Source organism: Streptomyces sp. NPDC015532, from assembly GCF_043078065.1.
GTDB lineage: Bacteria > Actinomycetota > Actinomycetes > Streptomycetales > Streptomycetaceae > Streptomyces.
This window is the reverse complement of sequence record NZ_JBIBSY010000023.1, coordinates 37076-50893: the sequence shown is the minus strand read 5'-3', so window position 1 is coordinate 50893 and position 13818 is coordinate 37076. Positions and strand designations below refer to the sequence as shown.

The following is a 13818-nucleotide window of genomic DNA, read 5'->3' as shown; positions in this document are numbered from 1 at the left end:
CGCCGTACACTCCCCGAGTGACCGCCACCGCAACCACCGTAGACGAGCCGGAACAGCTCGAACCCCAGGCCGTGCCCGCTCCACGCGGGTCCGCCCTGGTGCGTCGCCTCGTCCCGGCCGCCGCCGCGGCGCTCTCCGGAGTGCTCCTGTACGTCAGCTTCCCGCCACGGACCCTGTGGTGGCTCGCCCTGCCGGCCTTCGCGGTCTTCGGCTGGATCCTGCGCGGTCGCTCCTGGAAGGCCGGCCTCGGCCTCGGCTATCTGTTCGGCCTCGGATTCCTGCTGCCGTTGCTGGTCTGGACCGGCGTCGAGGTCGGCTCAGGTCCCTGGCTCGCGCTCGTCGCGGTGGAGGCGGTCTACGTCGCCCTGGTCGGCGCGGGGATCACCCTCGTCTCCCGGCTGCCAGGGTGGCCGGTGTGGGCGGCGGCCCTCTGGATCGCAGGTGAGGCGGCACGCGCGCGTGCGCCTTTCAGCGGCTTCCCCTGGGGGAAGATCGCGTTCGGACAGGCCGACGGCGTCTTCCTGCCGCTGGCCGCGGCCGGTGGCACTCCGGTGCTCGGCTTCGCGGTCGTGCTGTGCGGCTTCGGGCTGTACGAGATCGTCCGTCTGGCCGTCGAACGGCGCGACACCGGCGTCCTGCGCCGCGGCGCGGCCGGGGTGGCGCTGCTCAGCGTCGCCGTCCCCGTCGTCGGAGCGCTCGCCGCGCGGACGCTCGTCAGCGACAAGGCCGAGGACGGCACGGCGACCGTGGCGGTCATCCAGGGCAACGTCCCGCGCGCGGGACTCGACTTCAACGCCCAGCGGCGTGCCGTCCTCGATCACCACGTGCGGGAGACCGAGCGCCTGGCCGCCGAGGTCAAGGCGCGCAAGGTCGCCCAGCCCGACCTGGTGCTGTGGCCGGAGAACTCCTCCGACATCGACCCGTTCGCCAACGCCGACGCCCGCTACGTGATCGACCAGGCGGCCAAGGCCATCGGCGCCCCCGTCTCCGTCGGCGCGGTCGTCGAGCGGAGCGGCAAGCTCTACAACGAGCAGATCCTGTGGGACCCGGACAAGGGCCCGATGGACACCTACGACAAGCGGCAGATCCAGCCGTTCGGCGAGTACCTTCCGCTGCGGCCGCTGCTCGGAGCCATCAACAAGGACTGGACGACCATGGTCCGCCAGGACTTCAGCCGCGGCGCCGAGCCGGGTGTGTTCACGATGAACGGCACCGGCGTCGGACTCGTCACCTGCTACGAGGCCGCCTTCGACTGGGCCGTGCGCAGCACCGTCACCGACGGCGCGCAGATCATCTCTGTGCCCAGCAACAACGCGACCTTCGACCGCAGCGAGATGACCTACCAGCAACTCGCCATGTCCCGCATCCGCGCCGTCGAGCACAGCCGCACCGTCACGGTGCCCGTGACGAGCGGTGTCAGCGCCGTGATCATGCCCGACGGGAAGATCACCCAGAGGACCGGCATGTTCGTCGCCGACTCGCTGGTCCAGAAGGTTCCGCTGCGCTCCTCCGAGACCCCGGCCACGAAGCTCGGCATCATCCCCGAGATGATCCTGGTACTCGTCGCGGCAGCCGGCCTCGGCTGGGCCGCCACGACGGCCCTCCGATCACGACGGAACACCCTCTAGGCCGAAGACGAACGGCCCGGACGTGCGACGGTCAACGGCCATAGTCACGGCGGAGGGGAAGAGGAACCCGACCGTGACTGGCCGTCAGTGCGCCGGGCCAAAAAGAAGATCACGAGTCCAGGATTCCAGACGCCTGCTCTCCGGCGGCAGAACATCAACCGCTGGTGGACCATCCGGCAGGCACCCCGGCCAGATCTCGGTGAGCCATGCCTGTTCTGCGGCACCCAATCGATCCCAGTGGCCGCGAACCTCACCGATGAGCCGAACACTGCGCACACCACCGGCACCATCGAGATGCCGACCGAGGTAGCAGATCGCTGACACCACCTGTGACTGCGCCGAGAGGTGCTGTACCCGGAGCCCGGGGGGAGGTCCCGACCGGCGCAAGATCTGCTTCAGGCGGACGAACGCCTGGTCCCAGGCACTGTCGTCTCCCGCGCCGGCGAGGCCCACCATGGCGTATCTCTTCAGGACGCTGTCACGGGCTGACAGCGCCTGCGCAAGATCAGCCGACGCCGCCGGTCCGCATCGTTTGGCCAGCGCAAGTGCCGCCGCACATCGCACATCCCGCGACATCCCCTCAGCCGTCAGGACGTGTCGCAGTGCCTGCGGACCCGCAGAGCCCTGGGCGTCACCCAGCACCGCGATCACAGACACGTGACGATTCAGAGGAAGATCGCTCAATGCCGCTACGAGTTCGGCCTCGCCCGCAGGGCCGTCCATCACAGCGTCGCCGAGCGCCCTCTCGAAGACCTCGGTCTTCCGATGCCGCAACCGTTCCCCCAGCGAGGCCACCTCGGCTCCTTCCCTGCCGTCGTCCGGCCGCCACGATGACATGCCACGCTGACCCAGCAGGACCTCGTTCGACCCCCTGCGAGGGACGCGGAGCCGTCCGATCACGGGACCGCGGCCTCGAAAACGGCCCGTGAGACAGTCGGGCGCGGCTCACCGATCGTCGCCGAGGAGAAGGATCCGTGAGAGCGTTGCCCGCCGTCACCGGCCGTGATGAGTTCGACGTCCTGGTCGTCAGGACCGACTACCACGACGACCAGGCATGGCAGGACGTGACAGCGGCGCTGATGGAGCCCCGGGGGGACGGGCCGTACGAGGCACACGTCCACTTCGTGGACGACCCGGCCTGGGCGGAAGCGACCGTTGACGAGGCGCTGCATGCGGTCCGCGCGGACGAGAACCTGGCCGTTGTCTTCCTCGCCGATCGGACGACCATGCGGGCCGAAAGCCATGCGTTGCTGGCGGTCACCACGCTGACGCGGGAGGAATGCGTGGACGACGAGGACTACGAGCAGCTGACCGAGTTCGGCCGTGAGTTCCGCACCGTCCCCGCAGGGGTCCACGACGTCCACGCAAACCTGAGTATCGGCAACCTGGGCTTCGAGGAGTACGCCGCATGGGCTCACGATGATCCCGAGGGGATCTACCGGTCCTTCTGAACAGGGCCCGGACTGCCGCCGTCCACTCCCCGCTGAACGCCGGGCACACCGGGCACGTCCGCTCCTTCGCGACCATGCTCACCGAGCGTCAGGGCGACCACCTGCTCAAGCGCCGGATGTTCGGCCGCGCGGCCTTCAGACTCTTACGCAGGCGGGTACTACTCGCCTGAGCCGGCGGGCCGTGTTCCGGCTACTTCAGCAGCCGGAAGCCGGGCTGGTGAGCCCATGCTCTGAGGAACTCCGCCGAACCGTACGCGGCGGGCCATGGATCGGCCATCGTTGAGATGAGGCCCGGAAGGCCAGCCACTATCGGCATCTGGTCCTCCCTGAGTTCGGCGTTGACGACGCCACCGACCACGTCCATCACGGCGGCGGTCAGCAGAGCCGTGACGACGTGGTCGACTGGACGGTTGCAGAAGGCGACGATGTCGACGGCGTGGGTCGGCCTGAAGCCGATGAAAGGCTCCTGATCGACGTCGTCGGCGTGCTCGGCCTCGAAGATGGACTCGTCGCCGATGCCGGGCCCCATGACGGAGACCAGGACGGGCCGCCGTCCGTCGACGCCCCCGGTGTCCGAGATGCCGAGGCTCTCCGCGTGGATGTTGAGGTCGTACTCGCCGACCCGCTTCTGCTCAAACCGTGCCGAGGAGCAATCCAGAAGGTCACGGAGCCGCTGAATCGCCGCGCGGGGGACGGCCTCCGCCAACTCGATCACCAACACCGGTCCGTCCATGGCTCGGAGCCTAGCCAGCAGAGACCGTCCCTCCCCACCCCATCACTCGGCGTTCACGCGCCACAGAAGCAGAGCCAGAGCCCCAACCCGGATACAGACGGTGTCCGTTTCCACCGACGAAGGGAGTGCCCGGCCGGCGAACCGGTCGACCAAGCCATGGGCCGGTCCCGCGGCGGACCGACCACGAAGATCCCGTGTGCGAAACTACGCGCGCATCTGCCGCTTCCCGGCAGAACACGCAGGACACCAGCGGCGCCCGCCCACGCGACGGGTTCCGAGAAGAGAATGACAAGGAGTCACGTGAGACGCCCCCTGCTTCCCGCGGCACTGGCACTGGCCGCCTTCGCCCTGCCTGTACTCAGCGGCTGTGACAGCGAGGCCATGACCTCCCACGGGACCGCTGACGGCGTCTCGGCAGTACCCGCCACGAAGTCGGCGTCACCTGACGGGACTTCGCCGGCGCCCTCCGCGGCGGCGGACGGCCCCGAGTACAACCCGAAGGCGAACGCGGCGGCCGAGATAGCCGCCGCTCTCAAGGCGGCGAAGCACGACGGCCGACCTGTGCTCATCGACTTCGGCGCCGACTGGTGCCTGGACTGCCGCGTACTGAGCGCCCGCTTCAAAGAGTCCGGACCATCCGCGCTACTGGCTCACTACCACGTAGTGAAGGTGGACGTCGGCGAGTTCGACCACAACCTCAACGTGGCCAAACGCTACGTCGACCTGCAGACGAGCGGCATACCTGCCCTCACCGTCCTGGACTCCGCGTCCGGCCGGATCGACGTGGCCACGAACCAGGGCGAGTTCGCCAACGCGCGCACCATGTCCGCCGCGCAGGTCGAGGAGTTCCTGAAGCGATGGCAGTAGCCGTTCCGCTCCGGTCCCGTCGTTCGAAGGTTGGCCGCGCGCTCGTACTGGCCGCCACTGTCGCACTCACCGGGTGCGCAGGTCCGGGCCAGACCAGGACCACGGCGCATGGCGCCCCCTTCACCATCGGCGGGGTGGCCGTGACGGTTCGGGTGGAATCCCGCGACGGCAACTTGCGGATCCTCGCGAAACTGCGGCCGGAGCAGCGGGGTTTTCACCTCTACAGCCTGGCCCTTCCGAACGGCGGCGTCGACGGGATCGGCATACCGACTCGTATCCGTACCGAAGGCGGCCTGAAGGCGACCGGCCCGGCGACCACGCACGCGAAGCCGCGGGTGCTGCGCCCGGCCGGCCTCGACGTCAGGCTGCCGGTGTACGACGACGGGCTCGTCACCCTCGAACTTCCGGTCCGGCGGCTTGAAGGCACCGACAGCGCAAGGGTGTTCCTCACATACGGGGCATGCAGCGAGACCGCTGGCTGCCTGCCGCCTGTGCGCGACCACGAGGTGACCTTGCGGTTGGTGGAGTGAGGTCGGTCCGACAGTTGTTGACTGCGCGCCTGTCCGGGCATTTCCGGCCGGTGTCAGTGGGTTCTGCGATGGTGTCGTCGTGGATGAACTCGTGGAACGCGTCGACGCGCAGGATCGTGTGCTGGGGGTGGTCAGTCGGCGGGACGCTGTTCGGGAGGGCTGGCTGCACCGGGTCGGCGTGGTGGTGTGCCGCGACAGGCAAGGTCGCTTTCTCGTGCATCGGCGTGCCGAGCGGTTGTCCCGTTTCCCGGGGCACCACGAACTCGGTGTCGGGGGTGCCGCGGGAGTCGGCGAGTCCTATGAGCAGGCGGCTGTCCGTGAGCTCAGTGAGGAGCTGGGGGTGGGGGCGACAGTGTGCCTTCGGTTCACGTTCCTCAACCGGGTTGGGCTCAGCCCCCACTGGCTTGGGGTGTGCGAAGCCGTGCTTCCGGAGATCGGCGCCCCCGATCCGGGAGAGGTGGCCTGGTACGGGTGGCTGACCGAGTCCGAGCTGCGGAAGGCTCTGCAGCGGTGGACCTTCACTCCTGACAGTCAGGAGATCTTCGGTCGGTATCTCGCCTGTCGTGCTGACCTGGCGCTTCCGCGGAAGCGGTGCTCATGAGCTGGGTCAGAGGAACGAAGGCGCTGGTCGTGCCGAGCTCCTTGGGGCCGGCCGGTGGGGGCACTGGGCGAAGAAGTCGTAGGAGCAGTAGCCCTCGCCCAGGGCGTAGTGACTTCCGGGCGCGACCGCGACCGCGATCAGGGGACGAAGCCGCGTGGATAGGGTCGGAGGCATGCCTACTCCCGACTTCATCCGCGACATCCGCGCCTTCGCGGGCCACCAGCTCCTCTGGCTCCCCGGCGTCACCACCGTCGTCTTCGACGACGAAGGCCGGGTTCTGCTCGGCCAGCGTTCCGACAACCACCGGTGGGCGCTCATCTCCGGCATTCCGGAGCCGGGGGAGCAGCCCGCGGTCTGCGCGGTCCGTGAGGTGTACGAGGAGACGGCCGTGCGCGTCGAGGTCGAGCGCGTCGTCATGGTCATGGCCGGGGAGCGGATCACGTACACGAACGGCGATGTCTGCCAGTACATGGACACCACGTTCCGGTGCCGCGCCATCGGCGGGGAAGCCCGGGTCAACGATGATGAATCGCTCCAGGTGGGCTGGTTCGCGGTGGACGCCCTGCCGAAGCTGCAGGACGACGCCCTCATCCGGATCAAGCAGGCGCTGCTCGACGTACCCACATGGTTCGAGCCCATGACCTGAGGGTGAAGAGTGTGTGCTGACCACATCGGTGAGGGTCTGGGCGCTGCCTAGGGTCGAGGCATGACCGCGCCCAGCGCCCTCCCGGGCCCCCACGCCTTCGCACGCGACCTCGGCGGCCGCACCGCCCTCGTCACCGGAGCCGCGAGCGGCATCGGCCGCGCCTGCGCCCTGCGGCTCGCCGCCGCCGGGGCCAAGGTGAGAGCGGTCGACCGGGACGCCGACGGCCTGGAAACCCTGGCCGAGCAGTCGCACGGCCTGGCCGGGACGATCGAGCCGCACGTGCTCGACCTCACCGACCTCGACGCCGCGGAGCAGGCCGCGGCCGGCACCGATGTCCTCGTGAACAACGCCGGTCTGCAAATGGTCCGCCCCATCGAGGAATTCCCTCCCGACGTGTTCCACACGGTGCTGACCGTCATGCTGGAGGCGCCGTTCCGGCTCATCCGCGGAGCACTGCCGCACATGTACGGGCAGGGCTGGGGCCGCATCGTCAACGTCTCCTCGGTCCACGGACTGCGCGCCTCGGCGTTCAAATCGGCGTACGTCGCCGCGAAGCACGGACTCGAAGGACTCTCGAAGACCGCGGCCCTCGAAGGCGCCCCCCACGGAGTCACGTCGAACTGTGTGAACCCCGCCTATGTGCGTACCGCACTTGTCGAGAAACAACTGGCCGATCAGGCACGCACCCACGGCATTCCCCGAGAGCGCGTCCTGACCGAGATCCTGCTGCGCGACAGCGCCGTCAAGCGGCTCATCGAGCCGGAGGAGGTCGCTGAGGCGGTGGCCTACCTCTGCGGTCCCCAGGCGGCCTTCATGACCGGCACCTCGCTGGCACTGGACGGGGGCTGGACCGCGCACTGAGCCGGAGCCGGCCCTCCGAACCGTGCCGCACCCGGGCTGGGGACGAGTTGTCCACAGGGCCGAGGCGGTGCCCTGCGGATCGTTGTCCACAGGGCCGGAGCGCCGACCCGCATATGCGCGATCCTGTTGCCATGTCCCGCGATCACCTGCCATCAGCCGAGCGCTCCGCCGACAGCGTGGAAGCGCCGTTCCTGGAACTCCTGGCCCGGGGAGCGACCGCCGACGCCTACGAGCAGCCGGTGCTGCTCGCCCGCGCCGAGGGCCTGCCCGACGGGCGCGTCGCCGCGCTCGAACAGGCCAAACTGCTCGCTCTGCGCGTGCGCACGGAGATAGAGGGACGGCGCCGCCGCGAGGCCGAGCTCTCGGCGCTCTTCGAGACCGCGCACGACCTCGCGGGCCTGCGTGACCTCGACGCGGTGCTGCGGGCGATCGTGCAGCGGGCCAGGTCGCTGCTGGGCACGGACATCGCCTATCTCAGCCTGAACGACGCCGTCAGGGGTGACACCTACATGCGGGTCACCGAGGGCTCGGTCGCCGCCCGCTTCCAGCAGTTGCGACTCGGCATGGGCGAGGGCCTCGGCGGACTCGTCGCACAGACCGCCCGGCCGTACGTCACCGACGACTACTTCAAGGACGAGCGCTTCCAGCACACCCGGACCATCGACGCGGGCGTACAGGACGAGGGGCTCGTCGCGATCCTCGGGGTGCCGCTGATGATCGGGCCCCAGGTCATCGGCGTGCTGTTCGCGGCGGACCGCAGGGCACGGGTCTTCGACCGGGAACAGATCGCGGTGCTCGGCTCCTTCGCGGCCCTGGCCGCCGCGGCCATCGACACCGCGAACGCGCTCACGGACACGCGCTCCGCCCTGGACCGCCTGGGCCGGGCCAACGAGATCATCCGGGACCGCAGCGCGGTGATCGAACGCGCCTCGGACGTCCACGACCGGCTGGCCGAACTCGTGCTGCGCGGCGGGGGAGTCCACGACGTCGCCGCCGCGGTGTCCGAAGTCCTGGACGGCACCGTCGAGTTCACCGAGCCGGGCGGCACACCGCCCAAGGCCGTGGAAGCGGCCCGCGCCGACGGCCACGCCGTACGGCACGGCGACGACTGGGTCGCCGCGGTGGCGGCGGGAGGCGAACTGCTCGGCGCGCTGGTGCTGCGCGGGCATCCCGGCCTCGACCCCGTCGACCAGCGCACCCTGGAGCGCGCGGCGATGGTCACGTCGTTGCTCCTGCTCGCCAGACGCTCGGCCTCCGAGGCGGAACAGCGGGTGCGCGGGGAGCTCCTGGACGACCTGCTGGACACGCGGGACCGCGATCCGGGGCTGCTGCGGGAGCGGGCGGCGCGGCTGCACGCCGATCTGGACGGACCCCATGTCGTGCTCGCGGCCCGGCTCGACGTCGTGGCCGCCGACGCCGGCCAGGAGGCGGGCGCGCGCAGACGGCTGTGGTCGGCGGCGTCCCATCTCGCCGCCACCCGCCATGGACTGGCCGCCGCCCGCGACGGCGGCACCGTCCTGCTGCTCCCGCTCGGGCCCGGCGACACGGCGACGACACTGGCCCGCCGCACCGCCAAGGAGCTGGGCACCGCCGTTCAGGAGGCGGTGACCGTGGGCGCCTCCGCACCCTTGGACCGGCTCGCGACGCACCCCGAGGCAGTGGCCGCGGCATACACCGAGGGGCAGCGCTGCCTGGAGGCGCTGCGCCTGCTCGGCCGGGCAGGCGACGGCGCGGCCGCCGAGGACTTCGGCTTCCTCGGACTGCTGCTCGCCGGGGACCGGGACATCTCCGGGTTCGTCGACCGGACGATCGGCGGAGTCGTCGCCTACGACGAACGGCGTGGCACCGACCTGCTGCGCACTCTCGACGCGTACTTCGCCAGCGGTATGAGCCCGGCGCGCACGAAGGACGCCCTGCATGTCCATGTGAACACGGTGGCGCAGCGGCTGGAACGGGTGGGGCGCCTGCTCGGGGACGACTGGCAGAGCCCGGCCCGCATATTGGAGATCCAGCTCGCTCTGCGACTGCACCGGTTGTCGTCGCACGGACCGCGCTGATCCCCGCACACGGCACCGCGTACGGGGATCGGGGAGTGCGGGCGCGTGGTCAGACCGTACGGGCGTCCGCCGGCGCGACCGGTGCCGGCTGGGCGTCGGTCACGTCCTCGACGGCGGACAGGTCGCGGTCGCGGGTCTCCTTCGCGAAGCCCACGGCGATCAGGGTCAGCAGGACCGCCCCGATCACATACAGGGAGACGGGAGTGGAGCTGTCGTACGAGGAGAGCAGGGCCGTCGCGATGAGAGGTGCGGGCGCACCCGCCGCGACGGAGGCGAACTGGGCCCCGATGGAGGCACCGGAGTAGCGCATCCGGGTCGCGAACATCTCGGAGAAGAACGCGGCCTGGGGTGCGTACATGGCGCCGTGAAGGACCAGGCCGACGGTGACGGCGAGGATCAGGTTCGCGAAGCCGCCGGTGTCGATGAGGGAGAAGAACGGGAACATCCAGAGGCCGACACCCGCGGCGCCGAGCAGATAGACGGGGCGGCGGCCGATGCGGTCGGAGAGGGCGCCCCAGGCCGGGATGACGGCGAAGTGCACGGCCGAGGCGATGAGAACGGCGTTGAGCGCGGTCTGCCGGGAGACACCCGCGGAGGTGGTGGCGTACACGAGGATGAAGGCGGTGATCACGTAGTAGCTGATGTTCTCGGCCATGCGGGCGCCCATCGCGACGAGCACGTCACGCCAGTGGTGGCGCAGGACGGAGACCAGCGGAAGCTTCTCCGGCTCGTCCGCTCCGGCCACCTTGCGGGCCTCGGCCTGTGCCAGTGCCTGCTTGAACACGGGCGATTCATCGACAGACAGACGTATCCACAAACCGACGACGACCAGGACGCCGGAGAGGAGGAACGGGACGCGCCAGCCCCAGGACAGGAAGGTGGCGTCCGACTGCGTGGCGGTGAGCAGCGAGAGGACGCCGGTCGCCAGGAGCTGGCCCGCGGGAGCTCCTGTCTGTGGCCACGACGCCCAGAACCCCCGCCGTTTCGCGTCGCCGTGTTCGGACACCAGCAGGACCGCGCCGCCCCATTCGCCGCCCAGCGCGAAGCCCTGCACCAGACGCAGTGCGGTGAGCAGGACGGGGGCCGAGGCGCCGACGGTCGCGTGCGTGGGCAGCAGGCCGATCGCGAAGGTCGCTCCGCCCATCAGCAGCAGACTCAGTACGAGCAGCCGTTTGCGGCCGAGCCGGTCGCCGTAGTGTCCGAAGACGAGCGCGCCCAGCGGCCGGGCCGCGAATCCGACGGCGTACGTCAGGAAGGAGAGCAGGGTGCCGACCAGCGGGTCGGAGCCGGGAAAGAACAGCTTGTTGAAGACCAGGGCGGCGGCCGAGCCGTAGAGGAAGAAGTCGTACCACTCGATGGTGGTGCCGATGAGACTGGCGGCGACGATGCGCTTGAGGTTCGACGGCGTCGGGGGAGAGGTTGCTGCGGAGGCCATGTGCGCCACTTCCTCGTGTGCGGTGGGGACGGGTACGTGTCGGCACACGGTAGGAAGACGCACGTCAGGGGCACATGTGGTGGGGCAACATAGTTCGAGGGTTGGCTATGCGCGCGGCCACCATGCCGACTCACGGAAGGGCGGTGCGGGGGCTCGAAGTTGCTCGAAACGAATACTGTCCGGGACGCACAGTTCGGGGCGAATTGACGGTCCGGTGCTGACTCCCGTGCTGGTTTGGTGCTGACTAAAAGCCCATGTCGTCACCAGTCTTCACCTGTCCCGTGCTGACTTGGTGCTGATATGGGTCGGCCTGGACCGGTATGCGACTCATACGGGCGCCGGAACTGATGTGCGCTGAGAGGTGGAGGTGATGCGCCGCCCTCGGTGGGCTGGTGTCGTTCGTCGTGAAGTTCACCACCGATTCGCTCTGACCTGGGCCAATACGGTCACCGGCGCTGCTGACCTGCGCAGTTGAGTTTCTTTAGCGTCTTTCCGCTTCGTGCTGCGCGACGCGATCGATCCTCCCCGCGCGCTCCCCAGCGCCGTTCATACTCCCCAGATTCCCTCAGAGGCGGCCTCCGGGCGGTGCTGCTGCACGATCGCGTCGAACACGCCCGTACTCGGGGAGAGGCTCAGGCGGGTCGGATCCCCTACTCCATACCGACTGGTCGGTAGCTTCAGATGGGGAGGGGGCTGTCAAGACCTGGCCGCTGTTGAACATGACGCCGAATTCAACTATAACGATCGGAAGGCCGACTCCCTGTCGCTACCGCGGCCATGGCTCACGCCGAAGGCCGCTCGAGGAGACGGTCGATGAGCCATCTCCGCACGACAGTTGGCGTTCGGCGCCCCCGGCGGGCATTCGAGCCCGGCGCGCGGCGCCCGGAATCCCTGCCCCGAAGCTCACGGACGAACCGGATGACCCGGACCAACAGGAAACAGTGAGGCGACATGAGGGAAGCAGTGATCGTTTCGACGGCACGGACGCCGATCGGAAAGGCCTACCGCGGCGCGTTCAACGACACCCAGGCGCAGGAGCTTGCCGCCCATGCCCTTTCGCACGCGGTGCGACGCGCCGGGCTCGAGGGAGGCGAGGTCGAGGATGTGGTCTTCGGCTGCGCCGTGCAGCAGGGGTCCTCGGGTTTCAATGTCGCGCGTCAGGCTGCTCTGCGTGCCGGACTTCCGGACGTCGTGTCGGGGATGACGATCGACCGGCAGTGCTCGTCGGGCCTGATGGCCGTGGCGACGGCCGCCAAGCAGATCGTCACGGACGGCATGCAGGTCGCAGTCGGCGGCGGCGTCGAGTCGATCTCCCTGGTGCAGAACGACCACATGAACACCCACCGCATGACGGATCCCTGGCTGGTCGAGCACAAGCCGGGGATCTACATGCCGATGTTGCAGACGGCGGAGATCGTCGCCGAACGCTACGGCGTGAGCCGGGAACGTCAGGACGAGTTCGCGCTGGTGTCGCAGCAGCGCACCGCGGCGGCGCAGGAGGCCGGCCGGTTCGACCGGGAGATCGTCGCGCTCACCAGCACCAAGAAGGTTCTCGACAAGCGGTCCGGGGAGGTGCGGGACGAGGAGTTCACCCTGGTCCGGGACGAGGGCAACCGCGCGTCGACGACACTCGAAGGCCTGGCCGCGTTGGCCCCGGTGCTGCCCGACAGTGGGGTGAGCGCTCGTTCCAGCGTGACGGCGGGCAACTCCTCGCAGTTGTCGGACGGGGCTTCGGCGTCGGTGCTGATGGAGTCGAGGGAGGCCGAACGCCGCGGACTGGAACCGCTCGGTGTCTACCGGGGTATGACCGTCGCCGGATGCGGGCCGGACGAGATGGGCATCGGCCCGGTGTTCGCCATTCCGAAACTGCTGAAGCAGCACGACCTCACCATCGACGACATCGGTCTGTGGGAACTCAATGAGGCGTTCGCCTCCCAGGCGTTGTACTGCCGGGACGAACTGCACATCGATCCGGAGCGGTTCAACGTCGATGGCGGCGCCATCTCGGTCGGTCATCCGTACGGAATGACCGGTGCCCGGCTGGTGGGGCATGCCCTCGTCGAGGGGAAGCGCCGGGGTGTTCGGTATGTGGTGATCTCGATGTGTGTCGGCGGCGGAATGGGCGCAGCCGGACTGTTCGAGGTCGTCTGAGGTCCCCATCCCTGCTGGAGAACGTGGCTGCCGTCGGATTGCGCGGCAGCGGGCCGATCGTGAGGAGTGACGTGGATACCGTGTCGAAGTCGGCGGCGAAACCCCGAACCGCGGTCCTGGTGGACTTCGGTGGGGTCATCACCTCCAGTGTGCTGCGGGCTTTCACCGCCTTCGGCGCCTCGCTGGGCGGCGACCCGCGCCTGCCGCTCGACCTCCTCGCCCGGGACCAGCGATCACGCACCCTCCTGGCCGATCATGAGTGCGGCCGTCTCGACGCCGGGGGCTTCGAGCGGGGATTCGCCGAACGCCTCCGCGTCCACGGCGCAGACGTACCGGCCGAGGGGCTCACGGCCCGGATGCAGGCGGGCATGTCGATCGACCAGGACATGCTCGCGCTGCTCGGTGATCTTCGAGCCGCCGGCCGTCCCGTCGCGCTCGTGTCCAATTCGTTCGGTACCGGAACCTACGACGGCGTCGACCTCTCCGCCGTTGCCGATGCGGTCGTGATCTCCGCGGAGGTCGGGATCCGCAAGCCCTCCCGGCGGATCTACGCGATCGCATGTGAACGCCTGGGCATCGACCCCGAAGAGGCGGTCATGATCGACGATCTGCAGCAGAATCTCGACGGAGCGGCACGGATCGGAATCGGGGGCGTACTGCACACCAGCGCCGCCGACACTCGCCGTCAACTCGCCGAACGCTTCGGGATCACCGCCTGATCGCCGATTCGGCAGGGGTGAGACCCGCACGGCCAAGCTCGCATCCTTGGCAGGCGCCGCCCACGGTCAGCGATTTCGATCCTCTGTGCCGCCACGCGCCGTCACCGTCGACACCGTTGCGCCGCGCGGCGCCAGGGAT

At 69.4% G+C, this 13818-nt stretch carries 13 protein-coding genes; 10 read left to right on the top strand and 3 right to left on the bottom strand.

Annotated features, from left to right (window positions below):
- Positions 1 to 17: 17 nt before the first annotated feature.
- Positions 18 to 1628, top strand: coding sequence for an apolipoprotein N-acyltransferase (gene lnt / locus ACF07B_RS39855; RefSeq protein ID WP_392182542.1), 1611 nt, complete (start codon positions 18 to 20; stop codon positions 1626 to 1628).
- Between the two features lie 84 nt (positions 1629 to 1712).
- On the opposite strand, the gene ACF07B_RS39850 is transcribed toward lnt, so the two are convergent.
- Positions 1713 to 2423, bottom strand: a complete 711-nt coding sequence (locus ACF07B_RS39850; RefSeq protein WP_392182541.1) for a HEAT repeat domain-containing protein — start codon at positions 2421 to 2423, stop codon at positions 1713 to 1715.
- Between the two features lie 179 nt (positions 2424 to 2602).
- Here ACF07B_RS39850 and ACF07B_RS39845 point away from each other — a divergent pair, with 179 nt between their 5' ends.
- On the top strand, positions 2603 to 3079 hold the full coding sequence (locus tag ACF07B_RS39845; protein WP_392182540.1) for a DUF6924 domain-containing protein: 477 nt from the start codon (positions 2603 to 2605) through the stop codon (positions 3077 to 3079).
- A 190-nt stretch (positions 3080 to 3269) separates the two neighbouring features.
- On the opposite strand, the gene ACF07B_RS39840 is transcribed toward ACF07B_RS39845, so the two are convergent.
- The gene (locus ACF07B_RS39840) at positions 3270 to 3812 is read right to left on the bottom strand and encodes a DUF6368 family protein (RefSeq protein WP_392182539.1); all 543 of its coding nucleotides are present in this window, start codon (positions 3810 to 3812) and stop codon (positions 3270 to 3272) included.
- A gap of 300 nt (positions 3813 to 4112) precedes the next feature.
- On the opposite strand from ACF07B_RS39840, the gene ACF07B_RS39835 reads away from it, so the two are divergent.
- The 6 genes from ACF07B_RS39835 (at position 4113) to ACF07B_RS39810 (ending at position 9374) form a co-directional block, all read left to right on the top strand.
- Positions 4113 to 4679 carry a thioredoxin family protein gene (locus ACF07B_RS39835; protein WP_392182538.1) on the top strand — a complete coding sequence of 189 codons (567 nt, stop codon included), beginning with the start codon at positions 4113 to 4115 and terminating at the stop codon, positions 4677 to 4679.
- A 134-nt stretch (positions 4680 to 4813) separates the two neighbouring features.
- The gene (locus ACF07B_RS39830; protein WP_392182537.1) at positions 4814 to 5209 is read left to right on the top strand and encodes a hypothetical protein; all 396 of its coding nucleotides are present in this window, start codon (positions 4814 to 4816) and stop codon (positions 5207 to 5209) included.
- Between the two features lie 79 nt (positions 5210 to 5288).
- Complete coding sequence (locus ACF07B_RS39825) at positions 5289 to 5810, top strand: NUDIX domain-containing protein (RefSeq protein WP_392182536.1); 522 nt, start codon at positions 5289 to 5291, stop codon at positions 5808 to 5810.
- Positions 5811 to 5982: 172 nt separating this feature from the next.
- Positions 5983 to 6456, top strand: a complete 474-nt coding sequence (locus ACF07B_RS39820; RefSeq protein ID WP_369481625.1) for an NUDIX domain-containing protein — start codon at positions 5983 to 5985, stop codon at positions 6454 to 6456.
- Positions 6457 to 6516: 60 nt separating this feature from the next.
- Positions 6517 to 7317 (top strand): 3-hydroxybutyrate dehydrogenase, encoded by an 801-nt coding sequence (locus ACF07B_RS39815; protein ID WP_392182535.1) that lies wholly within the window; start codon positions 6517 to 6519, stop codon positions 7315 to 7317.
- Positions 7318 to 7448: 131 nt separating this feature from the next.
- A complete protein-coding gene (locus ACF07B_RS39810; protein WP_392182534.1) occupies positions 7449 to 9374 on the top strand; it encodes a helix-turn-helix domain-containing protein in 1926 nt (641 codons plus the stop codon).
- A gap of 49 nt (positions 9375 to 9423) precedes the next feature.
- On the opposite strand, the gene ACF07B_RS39805 is transcribed toward ACF07B_RS39810, so the two are convergent.
- Complete coding sequence (locus ACF07B_RS39805) at positions 9424 to 10809, bottom strand: MFS transporter (protein ID WP_392182533.1); 1386 nt, start codon at positions 10807 to 10809, stop codon at positions 9424 to 9426.
- A gap of 951 nt (positions 10810 to 11760) precedes the next feature.
- On the opposite strand from ACF07B_RS39805, the gene ACF07B_RS39800 reads away from it, so the two are divergent.
- The gene (locus ACF07B_RS39800) at positions 11761 to 12960 is read left to right on the top strand and encodes an acetyl-CoA C-acyltransferase (protein ID WP_392182532.1); all 1200 of its coding nucleotides are present in this window, start codon (positions 11761 to 11763) and stop codon (positions 12958 to 12960) included.
- Between the two features lie 71 nt (positions 12961 to 13031).
- Positions 13032 to 13679, top strand: coding sequence for an HAD family hydrolase (locus ACF07B_RS39795; protein ID WP_384233043.1), 648 nt, complete (start codon positions 13032 to 13034; stop codon positions 13677 to 13679).
- Positions 13680 to 13818 lie beyond the last annotated feature (139 nt).